Genomic DNA, 20,493 nt, shown 5'->3' with positions numbered 1-20,493 from the left:
TGGCCCTGTTTTTCTGGAGTGTGAGTAGATGAACGCTTTTCGTTGGAAGTCGGAAAAGCTTGTGCCTGTCGCAATGCTGCTGCCGTCTTTAATTGCAATCGCCATATTTGTGTATGGTTTTATCGCCTGGACCGGTTACGTATCGCTATCCGAGTGGAACACACTTGTTAAGAACCTGACTTTCGCTGGATTCAGCAATTATGCTTTTCTATTTCAAGATTTCCGGTTTCAATCTGATTTAAGAAATACGGTGATGTTTACCGCTCTATTCATCGCAGGCGGGATGTTTGTCGGCTTGTTTTTGGCGGTCATGGTAGACAGGAAGATAAAAGGGGAAGCTTTTTTTCGAAACATATTCGTATTCCCAATGGCACTTTCTTTTGTCGTAACCGGGGTTGTGTGGCAATGGATTTTGAACCCAACGACGGGGGTTAACTTACTGCTGAAGTCGCTTGGCGTTACGAATGTGCCCAATTGGTTCATTAGCACAGAGATTATACCCAAAATCTCAATGGGCCAGATCGATTTTGGCCTACCAGTAGCCATTATCGCTGTTGTTATTGCGGCCATCTGGCAAACGTCGGGATTCGCAATGGCTATGTATTTGGCTGGATTAAGGAACATATCCGAAGAACTTCGCGAAGCAGCACGGGTGGATGGTGCAACGGAATGGCAGGTGCTTCGGAAGGTGATCTTGCCGCAGCTGAAGCCAATTACGATGAGCTTGATTATTATTTTGGCGCACATATCCTTAAAGATTTTTGATCTCGTCTATGCCATGACTGGACCTGGTGCGATGTTTGTTACGGATGTACCGGGCGTGTACATGTTTGAAACGACATTCCGCGGAAATCACTATGCCCAAGGCGCAGGAATCGCCATGATTATGCTGCTGCTTGTCTCTTTGTTAATCATTCCTTACTTAATTTCCAACTTGCGCAAGGGGGAGGATTAAGATGTCAATGGAGCGCGTGAATCGTTCGCTGTTATATGTAGCACTAATCGTTCTGGCGATTCTTTATCTGGTTCCGGTTTATGTCATGCTGATTACGAGCGTCAAGGGACTGAACGAAATTACACTCGATAAAATGTGGGCGCTGCCTGAGTATTTTAACTTGAAAGGTTATCAAGAAGCGCTCAAGAAGCTGATCCCGAATTTGATGAACAGCTTTTTGCTGGCTATCCCAGCTACGTTGTTATCTTCCCTGTTAGGGTCATTAAACGGCTACATCTTATCAAAATGGAAGTTTAAAGGATCAAACTTTTTATTTTCACTGATGTTATTTGGGATGTTCATCCCTTACCAAAGTATTCTTATCCCATTAATTCAGTTCTTGCAATCCATTAAGTTATACAACACGATTCCTGGATTAATTCTCGTTCATGTCATCTACGGTCTGCCCATTTGCACGTTGATGTTTCGCAACTTTTATGTGGGAATCCCAACGGAAGTGCTGGAGTCAGCCAAAATCGATGGAACCGGATTTTTCGGTATTTATCGGTATATCATGATCCCTCTTTCATTAACGGGATTTGTTGTAGTAGGGATATGGCAATTCACTAGCGTTTGGAACGAATTTCTGTTTGCCGTTACACTGACAACTCAGAAGCAGCAACCGATCATGGTTGCACTGCAAAATCTGTCAGGCAGCCAAATCGTGCAGTGGAACGTACAGATGGCAGGAGCAATATTGGCCGCATTACCCACGCTGCTTGTTTATATTTTCTTGAGCAAGTATTTTATTCGAGGGCTCCTCGCAGGTTCGATTAAAGGATAATAGAAGGCTCAGAAAGGAAAGATCTGCATGAAACGTAAATTGCTTTATATCCATCTGATTCTCATCTTTTGTATATTGTTGGTTCCGATGTCCACTTGGGCGGCAGACCTCAATACGTACACGCTAACCATCAGTAATGATAAACCTGAGGTAGGGAAAGACAAAGAACTGAAAGTTACGGTCACAGGGGATAATCTTCAGGATATTTACGCTTATGAAGTGAATTTTGTCTATGACACCAACCAACTACGATTTAAGGATGCGAAAAGCGCAATCACCGGTTTTTCCATTCCTGCTATCGTGAAAGATAATCAGATTCAATTTGCAAGTACCAAAGTTGGTAAGGTTGCCGGGGAAAGCGGGAAGGTTCCTCTATGCACACTCACTTTCGAACCGATTGGCAAAGGTCAAGCAGCGGTAGAACTTACAGACGTGAAGCTTGTCACCAGCAAAATGGTTTCCACGAAACAAAATGCGAGCACACAGATCGCTATGGATATCAGAAACGACAATGCGGCTATGTTTCGTGATATTGCAGGGCACTGGGCGAAAGAGGCGATTGAAAAAGCAGCGAAACTGGGCTTTGTCAACGGTTACGAGGATGGCACCTTCCAGCCGGATGGACTTGTTACACGCGCAGAGTTCGCAACAATGCTAGCTCGTGCGATTCATTTGCCGCTAAAGGACAATGCACAGCTTGCCTTTGCAGACCAGTCTTCCATACCGGCGTGGGCCAAATCAAGCATCTCCTCAGCAGTAGACGCCGGCATTGTGTCGGGGTATGAGGACAACACGTTCCGTGCAGGCCAAATGATCTCCCGAGCCGAAATCACCACAATGATCGTGCGTGCTTCAGGTATTCAGGCAGACGAGAATCAAATATCGACTTTTGGCGATAAAGATCAAATTCCTGCGTGGGCCAACGCTTACATAGCAGCTGCTGCTGAAGCTGGGTTGATCCAAGGCAAGGGAGATAACCTGTTCATGCCGAATGACAATGCGACCAGGGCAGAGGCGGTCACACTCATTCTATCTTTGCTTGATTATAAGAAGTGACATGCAGCTATTGATTCATACATAAAGCCTAGAGAGGATATTAGGCAATGAGAAAAAGGAAAAGGTATAGGACGTATCTTGTATATGCGCTTCTCATTCTTTTATCGGCTAATTGGTTCGCAGATCGCTCACTTGCCAAAGCCGAGGAAGCCATCCATGCCACCTTGTCCGGTGAGGACAAGGTGCAGGCTGGTCAAGCCTTTAATCTGACCTATGGATTGAAGGGTGTCACAGATGATGTCTACGCCCAGGATATAACCGTCATTTATGATGCTGAGCAGTTGGATTTTAACGGTGTGGACTCATTGAAGGATAATTTCTCTATAGCTGGTCTGTCCGAAACGCCTGGACAAGTCCGGATTATTGCGGTAAGTCATGGGGCGAAGTATGCCATTCACGAAGATAGTGAGTTGCTAACGCTTCGCTGGACTTCTATATCGCTTAATCATGCTGCCATGACCAATGTGACTATAAGCAATGCAGTCGTATCAAATGGCGACGGCGTGGAAATCAACGTAAGCGGAGCGACACATACGGTTTCCATCCGTAACTCCCAGCCTGAGGATTTGAATGGAGACAACAAATTCTCGATTGGAGATTTGGCGATTGCAGCAGCTTCGTATGGTAAAACATCGGCTGACTCCGATTGGGCAAACCATGTGAAGGCAGATCTCCATGCCGACGGCAGGATTGATATTTTGGATTTGGTTGTCATAGCCAAAGCCATATGGAATAGCTTGCCGAATACACCTGTGCCTCCAGAATGGACGGCGGAAAAACGGCTTGACGTATCCGATGTATCGTGCACAGGAGTGACGTTAAATTGGTCTGGGGCGACCGATCCAGTCGGATTAACCGGCTATCAGGTCTATCAGGATGGAGAAGCTTTAGGCACCGTGACGGGAAGTGTTTATCAATACACGATTACGGCTCTGAAGCCGAATACGATGTATACCTTTAAGGTGGAAGCGGGTAATGCATCCGGGCTGTGGAGTACAAATGGTCCAAGTGTTACTGTCACCACACAGGCAAATTCATCATCCAGTGACTTAAATAGTGACAACAGAATTTCTGTGGGAGATCTGGCCATAGTTGCGGCGTCTTACGGCAGTTCGTCAACCGATGACGATTGGGCGAAGCACGAGCGAGCGGACATTAGTCGAAACGAGAAAGTGGATATCGAGGATCTGGCCATGATAGCTAGTGAGATTTTTCGTTGAAGGCACAAAATGAGGGGAGAGGCGGTTCGCTGCCCCCCTTTTTGTTTACTTGGATGACGCTGGAATAGAAATGTGATTATTTTATCGGAAGAAAAGATAGATTTACCGCATAGTTAAAGCCAGGCTCTTTCAGTAAGATATGTATGGGGAAGCGCTTACAGGTGATCATCGAAAGGAGGCTGCTTGAGTCTTAAAGGTTAGGATGGCTTTGAAAACAATAATGGGAGGTTTTCTGGAATGGGTAACCGGAAAGCTAGGAAATTTCTGGCTATGGCAACAAGCTTTACACTTCTAGCAGGGTCATTGTATCTGCCTACGAATCAACGGGCATCAGCTGCTCCTGCTGCAGAAGGAACCGATTTCGCCTCATCATTCGAGGCTAGTGATCCCCTTGTATCATGGGAAAATACAGTGGAGTCAGACATCGATGGGAATCCTTTGAAATCCGGTATTGATGGGAACACGCCTTTTGCGGGAATTCCGGGCAGCATTACGAATAAGGTCGTTGAAGTAACAGCAAGAGGAGAGTTCGCGTCATCAGGTGAAGTAGCAGGCAATTTGATTGATTCAAACACGAATTCCAAATGGCTGGATACAAGCGCGACTAGCTGGGTAAGATTCAAGCTTAGCGAGGCGTCTGCAGTCGTGAGATATGCCTTGACCTCAGCGAATGATTCGGCTGGAAGGGACCCTAAAAACTGGCAGTTTGAAGGCTCCAATGACGGCAGCACCTGGACGGTACTTGATACGAGAACCAACCAGACGTTCAGCGAACGTTTTCAGACGAAAGTATATGACTTCGCGAATGAAATACCTTTTACCTATTACCGGTTAAACATTACAGCGAACAGCGGCGATTCTTACATACAAATGTCCGAGTTCCAGATTTCCAATGGCATCATTCTCCCTCCACCTCCACCAGCAGATATGAAGTCGTATGTCACGAACGGACCGTCAGGCCTTTATAATGCGAAATCCAACGTAGGGTGGACTGGGGCAAAAGCTTTTACCTATTCCGGAACCCACTTGGTTGATGGCAGAGCTTACTCCTACAATAAAGTTTATGATGCTAATATTACCGTGACGCCAACTACAGAACTTTCCTATTATATTGCTCCTGAATTTACGGATAAAGCTCAGATGGATTACTCCAGCACTTACGCAGCGGTTGATCTCGCTTTCTCAGATGGCACTTATCTGCATAATCTTGGTGCACTGGATCAACATGGCATTAAACTTAATCCCCAAGATCAAGGAAATTCCAAGACACTGTACAACAATCAATGGAATTTCAAAAAATCCAACATCGGGGCTGTTGCCGCCGGAAAAACAATTAAACGCATTCTAATTGCTTATGATAACCCGACAGCGAAGGTGGGAACAGGCTTCAAAGGAACGATTGATGATGTCAAAATCGAGGGCACACCTACAATTGCCAATTATAACCGACTCTCCGATTATGCCAACATCCTCAGAGGCACGCAGTCCAACGGAACTTTCTCCAGAGGAAATAATATTCCAGCCGTTGCCGTACCGCACGGATTTAATTTCTGGATACCCAAAACAAATGCAAGCTCGGATTGGGCTTATTATTACAACCAAAGCAATAACGCAAACAACTTACCTACGATTCAAGCTTTTGCATTAAGTCATGAGCCAAGTCCTTGGATGGGAGATCGCCAAACGTTCCATGTGATGCCTTCCGACACCGTGGGAACTCCGAATATTAACCGCACGACACGGGCATTACCTTTCAAGCATGAGAACGAAATTGCGAAGCCTTACTACTACGGCGTTACTTTTGAGAACGGTCTCAAAACAGAGTTTACGCCTACTGATCATGCGGCTATGTTCCGATTCACGTTTGCTGGAGATTCGTCTAATCTGCTTTTTGACAACCAAAGCAATAGTGGCGGTATTACGCTGGATGCTGCTAACAACGCAATTTCTGGCTACTCCGATCAAAAAAGCGGTCTTTCTACAGGCGCAACACGCATTTTCATCTATGCGACCTTCGATAAGCCTGTAACCGCAAGCGGCAAACTGACGGGTAGTGGCGGTGGTGGAACGAATGTGCAGGCCTACTACAAATTCGATACCACGACGAATAAAGTAGTCACCATGAAGATTGCAACTTCCTTAATCAGTCTTGATCAAGCCAAGAAAAATCTTGAGTTAGAAATCAGCCCAACCGATACATTTGAAACGATTAAAGATAAAGCTCAGACACAGTGGGATCAACAAATGGGCATTATCCAGGTTGAAGGTGCTTCTGAGGATCAACTGATCACTTTATACTCCAACATGTACCGTTTATTCTTGTATCCGAACTCAGCGTTTGAAAATGTTGGTTCGAATGAAGCGCCGGTATACAAACATGCGGATCAAACGCCGATTACGACATGTTCAACAAGTACAGCAACAACATCATGCGCCAAAATTAATGATGGCAAAATTTATGTCAACAATGGTTTCTGGGATACGTACCGCACGGCATGGCCAGCGTATTCCTTGCTGGCGCCGACGAAGGCTGGAGAATTCATTGACGGTTTCGTTCAGCACTATCGGGATGGCGGATGGATTTCCAGATGGTCCTCTCCTGGTTATGCCAACTTGATGGTAGGAACAAGCGCGAATGTTGCTTTTGCGGATGCCTATTTGAAAGGTGTTACGAACTTCGATGTTCAGAGCTTCTATCAATCCGCGTTGAAAGACGCTGCGGTTACTCCGCCGAATGCCAATGTGGGCAGAAAAGGGATGGCAACTTCCGTTTTCGATGGCTATACAAATACGGATACAGGCGAAGGATTGGCTTGGGCCGTGGATGGTTACATCAATGATTACGGTATTGCAAACCTGGCCGATGCGCTAGCTAAGAAAAATGATTCGAGCGATGCTTATAGCACTCACTACAAAGATGACCAGCAATATTACATCAATCGGGCACAAAATTATATCAACATGTTTAATCCGAATTTAGGATTCTTCAACGGCAGAACCGCAAGTGGTGCTTGGCGATCCACGCCTGCGAATTTTGATCCTAGAAATTGGGGCAGCGATTATACGGAAACGAATGCTTGGAATATGGCTTTCCATGCTCCGCAGGATGGCCAAGGTTTGGCAAATCTGTACGGCGGCAGAGGGAAGTTGGCTGACAAATTGGATCAATTCTTCAGCATACCGGAACCCGCTTCCAGCTCCAATGCTGGTTCCTATGGCGGTGTCATCCATGAAATGACAGAAGCCAGAGATGTCAGAATGGGGCAGTACGGGCACAGCAATCAACCGTCACACCATATTATGTACATGTATAACTACACTGGGCAGCCTTGGAAAACTCAAGAGAAAGTTCGCGAAGCGTTAGACCGGTTATACCTCGGCAGCCAAATCGGCCAAGGGTATGCAGGCGATGAGGACAATGGTGAAATGTCTGCATGGTACATTTTTGGAGCGTTAGGCTTCTATCCGCTCAAAATGGGTAGTCCTGAATATGCCGTTGGCGCACCATTGTTCAAAAAAGCAACGATTCAACTTGATAATGGAAAAAAACTCGTTGTCAATGCGCCGAATAACAGCAAAGAGAACAAGTACGTTCAAAGCCTGAAAGTGAATGGTGAAGCGTACACGCAAACATCGCTTCCGCATGCTGTAATCGCAGCAGGAGCTACGCTTGACTTCGAGATGGGACCTGCACCTTCGACATGGGGAAGCGGCGAAAATGACGTGCCGACATCCATTACCCAAGGTTCGGATGTACCTGCTCCACTGAAAGATTTGACAGATAAATTGGTTGCTCAAGGATTTGCGAAAGTGACCGACAGTACGAATAGCTCCACAATCGGTAACTTGTTCGATAATAGCTCGAACACCCGAGCTACCTTAAACAGCACGACGCCATGGATTCAGTATCAATTCCTTGGCTCGAAAAAGCAGGCCGCCATGTATACCCTGACTTCAGGCAATACAGACGGCGATGCGAAAAGTTGGATGCTGAAGGGTTCGAATGACGGCCAAAATTGGACCGTATTGGATCAAAGAACGAATGAAACTTTTGCATGGCGTTCGTATACCCGGCCTTTTGCCATACAAACTCCAGGGAAATACGAATTCTACCGATTAGAGGTCACAGAGAATTCGGGAACGCTCTCCACTTCACTAGCTGAAATTGAGCTTCTGGGTTATCCGACTCCACCTGTAAACGATGAAACGGCAGTAGCGGAGACAGTTAAAGGCCTAGATTTAGGCAACACCAGCGCTGTGACTAAGAAGCTGACATTACCTAGCGGCAACTTTGAATTTGGCACAACCATTACTTGGGTAAGCTCCAATCCAGCCATTGTCTCTAACGAAGGGAAAATCATCAAGCGTCCTGATTTTGGACAGCCGAATGCAAGCCTAACGTTGACGGCAACAGTCAATAGGGGCAGCGTAAGCGCGACGAAGGTCATAACGGTTACCGTGCTTGCTCTAAATGAAACGGATTTAAGCTATGAAGCTGGCGTCGATTTCAAAACGGGGCTTGAACCAGGCGATGTCATGCCGACTTGGGAAAACCGTACGATCGAGTCGAAGAACATAGGCGAGTTCTGCTGTGGAATCGGCGGTATTGAAACAAAAGCTGGCACACCAGGACGAAATAGCAGCACAACTGCAATTCTCTATTCCGGCAATGCGACAAACGCTGAAGAGAACTATGCTTATAATCAAATGTTTGATGCTGATTTTGACATTAAGCCGTCAACTGTCCTTTCTTATTGGATTAATCCAGAAGGCAGTGCAGGAACCGTCTTACCTGGCAATGCAAGAACAACAAGCCAGCATTACGCAGTAGACTTGCTGTTCACTGATGGTACGTACTTGCATAACTTAGGTGCCGTCGATCAAAACGGTGTCGGTGTTAATCCGCTCGCACAAGGAAATGGCGGTAAACTTGTTTCTGATCAATGGAATTTTGTAACGTCCAATATCGGAGCGGTGGCAGCTGGGAAAAGGGTAGATAAAATTCTCATTTCCTTTAATGCAACGGTTAAAACGGGATATTCACGTGGATACTTCGATGATATTTCCATCGAACACGGCAAGAGCGAGGCAAGTGCATTCTTAGCCGGCAGCTCGGCCGTTTCGGCTGGTCAAACGTTTGATTTGACGTATGGATTAGGTGGAGTGACACAAAACGTATATGGTCAAGATATGACATTTACGTATAACTCGGACATCTTTGAACTGATTTCTGATAAATCGGTGAATGAAGAAGAATTCGTTATCGTGAGTAAGAACGCAGTTCCCGGTCAAAGCAGATACCTTGCCGTTCATCTTGGGGCCAGAGCTTCCCAGCCAAACGGTGCACTGTTGACGCTTCAATTCAAAGCGAAGACTTCTGAGCTTGGCGCAGCCGGCACAATCGCTGTATCCAAACTTGTTGTTGCCGACGGAGAAGGTAAAGAGACGGAAATGCCTAACGTTTCGAAATCGATAAGCATTAAAGCTGTGGATAAAACAGCTCTGAATAGCCTGATCACAGAAGCGCAAGCGGTACATGATGCGGCTGTGGAAGGAACCAAATACGGCCAATATCCGATAGGTTCCAAAGCTATTCTGCAAGCAGTTATCGATACGGCGAAAGCAGCTGCAGCGAACATGCAAGCTACACAGGATGAAGTAGAATTAGCAAGAGCGCAGCTGAGCACAGCTTTGCAAACGTTCAAGAATGCAATCAATAGCACAGTGGATAAAACAGCGCTTAATACATTGATTGCAGAAGCACAATCCAAACATGATGCAGCCGTAGAAGGCACCAAAACCGGCGAATATCCTGCAGGCGCTAAAGCACTTCTGCAAGCGGCCATTCACACAGCTAGTCAGATCGCAAGTGATGCAGCTTCTACGCAATCTCAAGTAGATCAAGCTGTGACAGAACTGAACTCGGCTCTGCAAGGCTTCCTTGCGTCCGTGAATACACGCGTGCCAGAGGATATGAATGGCGACGATAAGTTTACCATTGGTGACTTGGCCATTGTGGCTTCTTATTATGGTAAAAATCATCTGGATGCCAATTGGAACCTGTACAAAAAAGCGGACTTGAGTGGCGATGGCGAAATTGATGTCGCAGATCTTGCGATCATTGCCAGCAAAATTTTAAATTAATATCTACATGTCGGGAGGATGGCGGGCGGCAAACGTCTTCCTCCCGATTTTTCACATGGTCACATGGAAAAAACTTGGAGGTGATCGAAATGATAAGAAAGACGGTCAGGAAATCGTGCAGTCTTTTGCTTTGTTTTGTGCTGCTGTGGGGCATTATGTTCATCCCGCCGACATTCGATCAATCTGCAGAAGCTGCGGCACCAAGCTTTTATGCAGGATTTGAAAGCAAAGAGGCTACACAGCCAAACTGGGAAGATGAAAGCGAATCGAGCAACCAGGTGAGTCAAGCAGTATCCAGAATTTCCAACGAGTTGCACCAATCTGGTAAAAAAGTTTTGCTTTATGCGGGTAAAACAACCGGTACTAAATCGGCTTACGCTTACAATAAAATGTTTGAAGTCAACATTCCTGTTAAATCCAATACTACTTTGTCCTATTGGATTTATCCTCAAAACCGCACAATGTTAGACGGAACTGAGCAGAATCATGGGAAAAACAGCACCTATGTCGCTGTAGATCTTGCTTTTGAAGATGGAACCTATCTGCACAGTTATCAAGCATTAGATCAGCACGGCATTGCAATGAGCCCCGAAGAACAAGGCAAAGGCAATCAATTAGCGTTAGACACATGGAATTTCATTACTTCGAATGTTGGTTCAACTGCAGCGGGGAAAACGATTAAACGCATCCTCATTTCATACGAACAAAGTGGAAATGCAGGAACATATCGAGGGTTTATCGATGAAATTCAAATTCGTAACTCCGAATTCGATCCGTCGGCCTATGCCAATCCGTTGTTAGGATCACAAAACAATAAGCTGGATATTGTCGGCTTCGGAGGCAATCGGGGAAATACATTTCCAGGTGCGGTAGTGCCATTCGGTATGATCCAATGGAGTCCAGACACCGGTTACAACGACCTTGGTTCTGGCAAATCGCCTTTGGGTTCGGGATATGATTATGATCGCAAATCAATTGCAGGATTCAGTTTGACGCATATCGACGGACCTGGCTGTGATATTGCGCAGAACATCCCTTTTTTACCTGTAGTAGGCAAAATGGGAAAATCTCCAGCAACGCATTTCGAGGACTATGCCTCACCTTTTCAACGTGAAAATGAAATCGCAATACCCGGTTATTACAGCGTTTTGTTGGATAAATACAACATAAGATCGGAATTTACAGCAACCGAGAGAACGAGTATCGGCAGATTCACCTATCCGGCCTCTACGCAGGCGATGATGCTAATTAATACGGGTATTAACGGCACGGGCGTTAGGGATGCCAATATCCAAATTGATAAAAATAGCAGCATGGTGACTGGGTATGTGAATGCTGGCGGATTCTGCGGCACCAAGGGGAGCGGCACATTAGCTGAAAATACGAACAACTACACCGTTTATTTTGCTGCAGAGTTCAGTCAACCGTTCACAGAGGTCGGTACCTACAAAGGTTCTCAAATTACGAAGGATAAGCCATCCGAACAATCTGAAATTCCCAATAATCGTAAGGTAGGCGGGTATGTCAGGTTCGATACATCCGATCAAAAAGAGGTTTATGTCAAGGTTGCGATTTCCTATACCGATATGGAGCATGCCAAGATGAACCTAAGAACGGAGAATCCAGGCTGGAACTTCGAATCTGTCAAACAAACAGCGCAGGCCAAATGGAAAATGGCGCTCAGTAAGATTGAAGTCACTGGAGGGACTGAGAAGCATAAACGGATGCTTTACTCCTTTCTGTATCATTCCTTGATCCACCCGAATGTGTTCAGCGATGTGAACGGCGATTATAGAGGGTTCGATCAAAAGATTTATAATACGGGTGGAAAATATACCCATTATTCAACGTTTTCCGGATGGGATGTTTATCGAACACAGATGCAGTTAATCGGACTTCTGTATCCGGATATAGGATCAGATATTGCGCAATCCTTCGTCGATGATGCGAAAAGCAGAAGCGGGTTTTTACCGAAGTGGAGTATTGCCAATTCTGAAACGAATGTGATGAATGGGGATCCCGCTTCGATTACGATCTCCAACATGTACGCTTTTGGAGCAAGAAATTTTGATTTACAAGAAGCTTTGAAGGTCTTGGACTTTCATGCATCGACTCCATCTAGCTTAAATGGACGGTTTAATCTGGCTGACTATTTGCAGCTGGGCTACATTCCCATTGAAAGAGGCGGATGGGTGACTGGATATATTCCGGAATATAATAATGCGGACTTCGCGATCGCGCAGTTTGCCAAAGCGTTAGGCGATGAGGAGAAATATAATACGTATTCGAACCGCTCGCAGAGCTGGATGCTTTCGTTCAAAGATGGCTATCTTCAACCGCGACTGGCAAACGGAAATTTCGAGAGCAGCTTTGATCCGGCTAGTGAGCACGGCTTCCAAGAAGCCAATTCAGCTCAATACACATGGGTGCTTCCTTTTAACTACAAAGGATTATTCGAGAAGATGGGCGGTCTGGAAGCAGCAAGAACACGGCTCGATTTCTTCTTCCAGAAATTGAATGCAGGTTCGACTGAGCCGCACTCATTCCTTGGTAATCAACCGAGTTATGGTATTCCTTGGGCTTACAACTTTGCCGGGCAGCCTTGGAAAACCCAGGAGATCGTGCGCAAGGGCATGTTTGAGCTGTTCCATGATGGACCTGCGGGTCTGATCGGCAACAATGATTTGGGAGCGGGCTCTGCGTGGTTCGTTTTGGCAGCACTTGGGTTGTACCCTTCGATTCCGGGGATCGGTGGCTTTTCGATGCATGCCCCCCTATTCGAGGAAACGATCCTTCATTTAAGCGATTGCAAACAAATCAGGCTGATCGGTAATCAGGCTTCAGAAGAAGCGAAGTATATCCAGGATTTAAAACTGAACGGCCATAACTATGACAGCACCTGGCTGCCATACGATTATATCAAGGACGGTGCTGTTCTTGACTTTACGCTCGGCACAACGCCAAATACAAGCTGGGGTACGAATCCGCCAGATCCGTTAGCACCGACTTCCAAGGGAGATTTCGCCGCTCAAGTCGCAGTTGCTTGTACAAATTACACACCAATAAACAATACCGCTCAAAAGGCGCCAGATTCGAACCATTCGGACGACACGGAGTCATTGGTTTCCGTGTTGAACACTAAAGTTGCAGCTACCGAAACTACAGCCGGATTTAGCAGCGTGGCACATCAGTGGAAGCTTGTCCAGATGCCTAAATCAAACGCCAGGTACAAGGGGGTTTCTGGAAGATGACGAAACGGCTTTTTAGTATTTGGCATGTTCTGATTTGCAGCCTATTGATGGTCTGCCTGCTTCCGATTGTAACCGTGCAAGCTGCTCCAGGAGATTTGATCAACGTCGCCCTAGCTAACAATATGACTGTTAAGTTCAGTAAAGAAAATCAGCCTAGTGAAACAGCTGTGAAATTATTCGATAACAATGTCAATACGAAGTGGCTTGCTGTGCAAACAACGAATGTTTGGGTGCAGGCGCAATTCAATTTCGGGGACACGCAAGCGATTAGAAAGTATGCCATGGTGTCTGCCAACGATGCCCCGACAAGGGACCCGAAGAACTGGCGAATCGAAGGTTCGAATGATGGCATGAACTGGAACGTGCTGGATGAGCAAAGCAATCAATCCTTCAGCGCACGTTTACAAACGAAAGAGTATACGATTGCAGATGGCAAAGTGAAGGAGTACGCCTATTACCGGTTATTCATTCTGACGAACAACGGTGAGTCGACGAATACGCAATTAGCAGACTGGAAATTGTACGCTGCCGAGCTTGATGACAATACTTCTGTTTCATCAGCAGTTGCTGCGCTCGACTTAGGAGATACAACGGCTTTGACGAAAGGAGTCATCCTTCCAACAACGTTTAGGAAAGGCACAACCATCACGTGGGAAAGTTCGAATCCCGGCGTAATCAGCAACACGGGAAAAATCGTGAAGCGTCCGGATCTCGGCCAGCCGAATGCTCAGCTCACACTGACAGCAACAGTGAAGAAAGGCTCTGCGTCGCAAACGAAGCCGTTTTCTGTGAATGTACTGGCGATGAGAGAGGCCGATTATCAATATGATGCGGGGATTGATTTTGATTCAGGCTTTGAATCGGAGGATATCGCTCCAACGGATACCACGGGTCCGGCTAACACGTACAGGATATTATCGTTGACGCAAAATGTTGGTGAGTTTTGCTGCGGGATCGGCGGCATGGAATCAAAAAAAGGAACTGGCGCGCACAATGGCGCAGCTGCGCTCCAGTTTTCTGGAAATGCTTTGGATGCTGATCAATCCAATGCTTTCAATCAAATATTTGATACAGAGATTCCAGTTAAGGCTTCGACTGCCTTATCTTACTGGGTGTTTCCGGAGAAGGAGTCCGATGTTCTGTCGAATTTGACTAGAACAACAAGCAAATACGTGGCACTTGATCTCTTGTTTACGGATGGCACTTATCTGCACGATTTGGGTGCTAAAGATCAGAATGGCATTGTCCTGCATCCGAATGCCCAAGGGAAAGGGGGCTTTGTCCTCGAAGATCAATGGAATTTAATCACGACCAACATCGGAGAAGTAGCGAATGGGAAAGTCATCGATAAAATTTTGTTCGGATTTGATTCCAGCGGTACTGTACAAGGATTTTTTCGCGGTTCTGTTGATGATATCACTATTGATCACAATTCGACGGTTGGAGAAAGGGATACCATCGCAGTTCATGCCGCGAAAGCAGCACTTAGCTTAGGCGATACGTCCGGAGTTTCACATGACTTGAGTCTGCCTGTTGCAGGCGAACAGCAAACAAGGATCACATGGGAAAGCTCGAATTCGCTTCTCATGAGCGATACGGGGCATATTGTAGGCAGACCTATTCAAGGTGAGCCAAGCGCTGAGTTGAAACTGACGGCTACCCTGATAAAGGGTGACTCGATCACGACGAAGGTTTTTCTCATTAAAATACTTCCCTTGGACGACGCAGAAGCGGTGGACTTGGATAAAACTGCACTCGAATTAGGAGATATGAGCGCAGTGGCTGATGATTTGATTCTGTCGACAAAAGGCAAATATCGATCGGCTTTCTCATGGCACTCATCAAATCCAACTGTGATTGACGATGCTGGGCATGTTTCTCGACCGCCCGCTGGTCAACCGAACGCGGTGGTCACATTAACGGCTACAATCACCAGTGGAGGAGTAGCGGCAGACAAACCGTTCGTCATAACGGTGGTTGCCCTAGGAGATAGCGGAGATGTAGCGGCAGACAAGGCGGAGCTTGAACTTAGCAGCAACAATACGGTGACCAGTAATGTGTACCTGCCAAGCATTGGACGTTTCGGTTCGAAGATTAACTGGGTAAGCTCCAACCCTGCTGTACTTAGTGAATCCGGGCAAGTTACACGACCCGGTGTTGGGCAGCCGGATGCTGGGGTCATGCTGACAGCCACATTGACCAAAGGTGCAGATAGCGTGGCGAAGGCATTCACCCTAACGGTTAAGGCATTAAGTGCTGATGAGGAAAGTGTGATATCGGCTGCAGCAGCGCTTCATTTGGGGAATACGAATTCAGTAGAGAACGATTTGTTCTTGCCGATCAGTCTAGATGTGATGCCAGAAGTAGTCATTACGTGGTCAAGTTCAGATCCGGGAGTGATTGATTTCCATGGTAATGTCGTGCGGCCTTGTTATGGTGATCCGAATGTAACGGCAGTGCTGACGGCTAAGATTAGCAGGGGTTCTTCAAGCATCACGAAATCTTTTAACATCACAGTCAATGCACGGGGTGACGTCGAAGAACCTTTAAATGACGATGCGGCCTTAAGCAGCATCACAATTGACGGGGATTCATTATCCGGGTTTAATCCAAATACGTTAGCCTACACGGTTGAACTGCCGGAAGGCGAAGGCCAAGTACCAACGGTTGCAGCAACAGTAGCAGATCCGAATGCAACGTTGGTGGTGACTCAGGCTGATAAATTACCGGGCCAAGCGATAATCGTGGTTACGGCAGAAGACCGATCAACACAGAAAACGTATACGGTTGATTTTAAAATTAAAGAAGCTCCTACCGGAAACATAGCGTTTTTATTCGGTGTTGATCAAGTCAATTCGGGTGCAACTTTTGATCTTACTTATGATTTGAGCAGCGTGAGCCATAACGTCTATGCGCATGACTTGATCTTCACGTATGACGCTGCGGCAGTGGAGTTTATCTCCGCAAAATCGTTACAAGAAAATTTCCTCTTCGTAGATAAGAAGGAAACCTTAGGTCAAGTCCGTGTTCTTGCGGCAAAAATGGGAACAGATAAAGATCCTCTTGTGAACGGTTTGATTAGTCTGCAATGGAAAACCAAACCTTCCTTGTTATCTGTATCCACAGCTATTACACTGACTAATGTCATTATTTCAGACGGTGAGGGTGTCGAAGTCAATGTAGCTGGCGCTACACATCTAATTCAAATAAACAGCGTAGATAAATCCGTGCTAAATGGACTTATTGAGCAAGCGAAAGCAAAGCACGATGCCGCGGTAGAAGGCACAAATGTCGGCCAATATCCGGTTGGCTCGAAGGCAGTTTTACAAACTGCAATTATTACAGCAAAGGCCGTAGCAGATAACGCGGCAGCAAGTCAAAGCCAAGTGGATCAAGCCTCAGCCGAGTTGAATGTTGCGATCCAAGTATTCATGGCATCCATGCATACACAGACGCCAGGTGACTTGAACGGAGATAACACTTACAGCATTGGTGATTTGGCAATGATGGCAGCGTATTATGGTAAAATGTCCGATGATCCGAACTGGCAGCTGTACAAGAAAGCTGATCTCACGAATGATGGGAAAATTGATATAGCTGACTTGGCGATTGTCGCAAATATGATTCTAGGCTAGAAGTTAATCCTGAGGTGGTGTCTCCGTGACATCATCTCTTTTTTTACCTGTCTAAAAATGGAATAGAAGCTGCGCAGTGATCACATCCTAAGGCTAGCTATATAACAATATCAGCGAAAACCATCATTAGAAGGGGGAGTATCGGTGAAATTAACATCAGAGCAGCGCATTACCTTGCATGGTTTTAATAATTTGACCAAATCGCTAAGTTTTAACATGTACGATATTTGTTTTACGAAAACCAAGGAAGAGCGTGAAGCCTACATCGCTTATATAGACCAGCAGTACAATGCAGATCGTTTGACAGCGATATTGAAGTCTGTTGCCGACATTATCGGCGCCCATGTGCTGAACATCTCCAAGCAGGACTACGATCCGCAAGGATCAAGTGTAACCATGCTGGTGTCGGAAGGCCCGATTGAGAAAGAGCCGAATGAGTCCTTCGAGGAATCACCGGGGCCGCTCCCAGAAGCCGTTGTCGCACATCTCAACACTAGTCACATCACCGTACATACCTATCCGGAATACCACCCTGACGAGGGGATTAGCACATTTCGAGCCGACATTGACGTATCCACCTGTGGAGAAATTTCGCCGCTCAAAGCGCTGAACTACCTGATTCGATCCTTTGACACGGACATTATGACGATGGATTATCGAGTAAGAGGTTTCACACGCGACATCGTAGGGCACAAGTTATTTATTGACCATGAAATCAGCTCCATCCAGAACTACATTCCGAGTGAAATCCAAGAGATGTACCAAATGATTGATGTGAACGTGTATCAGGAAAATATTTTTCATACGAAATGTAAGCTTCGAGAGTTCGATTTGAACAATTATTTGTTCGGCTACACCAAGGATTCACTGAGCAAGGAAGAGCAGCTGGAAATTGAGAAGAGCGTGAAGTGGGAGATGGACGAGATTTTTTACGGTAAAAATATGGTCTTTACTTGATATAAATATAAAAACCGCTCATAAGGGAATATCCCGATGTGAGCGGTTATTTGTTTTTATCCAGCTAGTCTGGTTGAATAAGCTTCGACTTTTTATTGCCGATTTTAAACTGGATTAAAATCATTACGGCTACCAATATCGACATGCCCATAAGTGCAGGAGGAAAGCTGCCAGCATAATCATGGATAGAGCCTACAAAAAAGGGACCCATAGCAGCAAAGATGTACCCGCCTGATTGCGTCATTGCTGATAACGCGCTTGCTTCCTCCGTAGTGGATGTTTCATCAATAGGCAGCATTAACGCCATTGGGAACAGTCCACCTGCGCCGATACCCAGAAAAATACAGGTTAGCCACGGGGTCACGGGAAGCTGGAGCATAATGAGCCCGATTAGCTCCATAACCGAGCAGCCAATCAGCCAGAGCATTCTGTGTTGAAAGCGGCTGACCAGAATTGGAATGACGAAGCTGACTGGCATTTGCACGGCAGTAAATAAGGTTAAGATCATGCCAGCCGTTTGTTTCCCGTAGCCCATTTCCTGCACCATGGGGGCCAGCCAGGCGGTAAGTGAGTAAAAGATAAAGGCCATCAACCCGAAAAAGCAAGTCAGTAACCAAGAACGTTTATTCGATAATGGAAGCTTCAATCTAGTTGATTTGGGCATGGGCCCAGGCTCCATAGATTCAGGTAATGTCGGGGCTTTCCGGACTGGTCTCCACCAGAAGCATAAAGCTATGAAAGCCAGAACAGACCAAGATGCGACGGAAGCCTGCCAGGAATGGTTAAACAAAGTCTGCAGAGGCACGGACAAAGCGGATCCAAGAGCGGCACCGACAACAAGTGCCATAGAATAGACCCCGACGATAGAGGGTGGGTTGGCAAAATTTCCTTTGATAAACCCGGACAACAAAGGCCCAATTATGGCAATCCCGATGCCGGCCAGGAAGGCAGTCACGAGCATCAACCATTCAGAGCTAACCAAAAATCTAGCGGCAGTAGCAAGGCCAATGAGCAGGAGACAATAGGCAATTGTCCTTTCAATGCTCCATCGATTGCCTAATTTGACGGCTGCAGGAGCAAAGAATCCCATACAGAGTACTGGCAGGGAGGTCAATAGACTAGCGCTGGAGCCGCTCATGCCAAGCGCATCCTGAATCGTTCCAAGTAGAGGAGAAACAGAAGTGATGACTGGACGCAAATTAAGTGAAGCGAGAAATAGGGCAGTGATCAGAAAAGTAAAGCGCATTATCCGTCATCTCCATGATTCGTTAAAGATTAATCAGCTTAGCCTACTACACGTGTGCAACGCTAAAGACTGTTTCCTTATTATGTATTTAGGCAAAGTGTAATATGTGTTTCGTATTTTGGCATTAACTTTGTTAGTATGCTAAGCTTCAGAGATAGGCAAAAAAATCCCAAAGGAGGGTGATCTTTGAACGAGAAGGATTGCATTATGCTGCAGTATCTTGCAGAGGAACAGAGCTTGACGAAAGCGGCGGAACGCCTTTACATCACGCAACCCGCGCTGTCCTATAGGATTCAGCAGTTAGAGAAAGACTTCGGGGTTTCCATCATCGTGAAATCCTCTAAGGGGACCAGGCTTACCCCAGAAGGTAAATACCTGGTTTCTTATGCAAAGAAGACGCTAGTAGAATTGAATAAAATGAAGGATAACATTCTTAGCTTGCGAAATGAGGTTAAAGGGACATTAAGACTGGGAGTTGCCAGTTACTATGGGCTATATAAGCTTCCGCCGCTGCTCAAAAGGTTCAAAGAGTTTTGTCCAGACGTACAATTCAATGTGACATCCGCTTTAAGTCCGGAGATTCTAGAGCTGCTTCACCAGGAAGAAATCCATGTGGGTGTCATTAGAGGAGACTACCCGTGGTTTGATGCCAGATGTCTCCTGCATGACGAACATATTTACATCATTTCCAAAGATGACATTGATTTAGATAACCTTCCGAACTTGCCTCATATCTACTATAAAGAACCTAGAATTAAAACAATGAGTTCCATGCAGTCACCCTTTAGCGAAACAATTCAAGCCTGGTGGCATGAACGATATAGCTCGCCGCCTACGATTACAATGTGGGTAGACTCCTATGAAACTTGTAAGGAAATGGTGAAGCAGGGGCTTGGCTACTCGATTGTTCCTGGTGTTTTTGTCACACCGCAAGATGGATTGAAAACCATTGATCTAGTTCGAAAGAGTGGAGAACCAATCAAACGAAACACATGGATGATCTACCGGGAATCAACGCTAGAACTTGCGATTGTTGATAGATTTGTGCAATTTATGAAAAGCCAATATGTTTAAGCTTAAATACAGTGCCACTCGGCAGTGTATTTTTTTGCGTTCTATTGTCTCTACTTCAATGGGTCATAAAAAAATTTAAGGGGTTGGCCAAAAAACAATCGATTGTACTTATATATTTGAAGCCGATAAAAT

Annotated in this window: 10 protein-coding genes; 9 read left to right on the top strand and 1 reads right to left on the bottom strand. The window is 45.9% G+C overall.

What is annotated here, in order from left to right; all coding sequences use genetic code 11:
- Positions 1-28 precede the first annotated feature (28 nt).
- From AC58VC_RS02040 to speD, 8 genes are all read left to right on the top strand, one after another.
- Positions 29-955, top strand: coding sequence for a carbohydrate ABC transporter permease (locus AC58VC_RS02040; RefSeq protein ID WP_497367207.1), 927 nt, complete (start codon positions 29-31; stop codon positions 953-955).
- 7 nt (positions 956-962) lie between these two features.
- Positions 963-1,778 (top strand): carbohydrate ABC transporter permease, encoded by an 816-nt coding sequence (locus AC58VC_RS02035; RefSeq protein WP_497367883.1) that lies wholly within the window; start codon positions 963-965, stop codon positions 1,776-1,778.
- A 27-nt stretch (positions 1,779-1,805) separates the two neighbouring features.
- Positions 1,806-2,834, top strand: a complete 1,029-nt coding sequence (locus tag AC58VC_RS02030) for an S-layer homology domain-containing protein (protein ID WP_497367206.1) — start codon at positions 1,806-1,808, stop codon at positions 2,832-2,834.
- A gap of 47 nt (positions 2,835-2,881) precedes the next feature.
- Positions 2,882-4,054, top strand: coding sequence for a cohesin domain-containing protein (locus AC58VC_RS02025; RefSeq protein ID WP_497367205.1), 1,173 nt, complete (start codon positions 2,882-2,884; stop codon positions 4,052-4,054).
- A gap of 237 nt (positions 4,055-4,291) precedes the next feature.
- A complete protein-coding gene (locus tag AC58VC_RS02020; RefSeq protein ID WP_497367204.1) occupies positions 4,292-10,198 on the top strand; it encodes a GH92 family glycosyl hydrolase in 5,907 nt (1,968 codons plus the stop codon).
- Between the two features lie 89 nt (positions 10,199-10,287).
- Positions 10,288-13,449, top strand: coding sequence for a GH92 family glycosyl hydrolase (locus AC58VC_RS02015; protein ID WP_497367203.1), 3,162 nt, complete (start codon positions 10,288-10,290; stop codon positions 13,447-13,449).
- A complete protein-coding gene (locus AC58VC_RS02010; RefSeq protein ID WP_497367202.1) occupies positions 13,446-17,084 on the top strand; it encodes an immunoglobulin-like domain-containing protein in 3,639 nt (1,212 codons plus the stop codon). The genes AC58VC_RS02015 and AC58VC_RS02010 overlap by 4 nt, the downstream gene beginning before the upstream one ends.
- 144 nt (positions 17,085-17,228) lie before the next feature.
- The gene (gene speD, locus AC58VC_RS02005) at positions 17,229-18,041 is read left to right on the top strand and encodes an adenosylmethionine decarboxylase (RefSeq protein WP_477502785.1); all 813 of its coding nucleotides are present in this window, start codon (positions 17,229-17,231) and stop codon (positions 18,039-18,041) included.
- 64 nt (positions 18,042-18,105) lie between these two features.
- Here the strand turns inward: speD and AC58VC_RS02000 are convergent, their stop codons facing one another.
- Positions 18,106-19,287 (bottom strand): MFS transporter, encoded by a 1,182-nt coding sequence (locus AC58VC_RS02000; RefSeq protein ID WP_497367201.1) that lies wholly within the window; start codon positions 19,285-19,287, stop codon positions 18,106-18,108.
- A 186-nt stretch (positions 19,288-19,473) separates the two neighbouring features.
- Here AC58VC_RS02000 and AC58VC_RS01995 point away from each other — a divergent pair, with 186 nt between their 5' ends.
- Positions 19,474-20,361 (top strand): LysR family transcriptional regulator, encoded by an 888-nt coding sequence (locus AC58VC_RS01995; RefSeq protein ID WP_497367200.1) that lies wholly within the window; start codon positions 19,474-19,476, stop codon positions 20,359-20,361.
- The last annotated feature ends 132 nt before the right edge of the window (positions 20,362-20,493 follow it).

Source organism: Paenibacillus sp. J22R67, assembly GCF_059692175.1.
The sequence above is the reverse complement of the archived record's forward strand: the minus strand, read 5'-3'. Positions and strand labels throughout refer to the sequence as shown.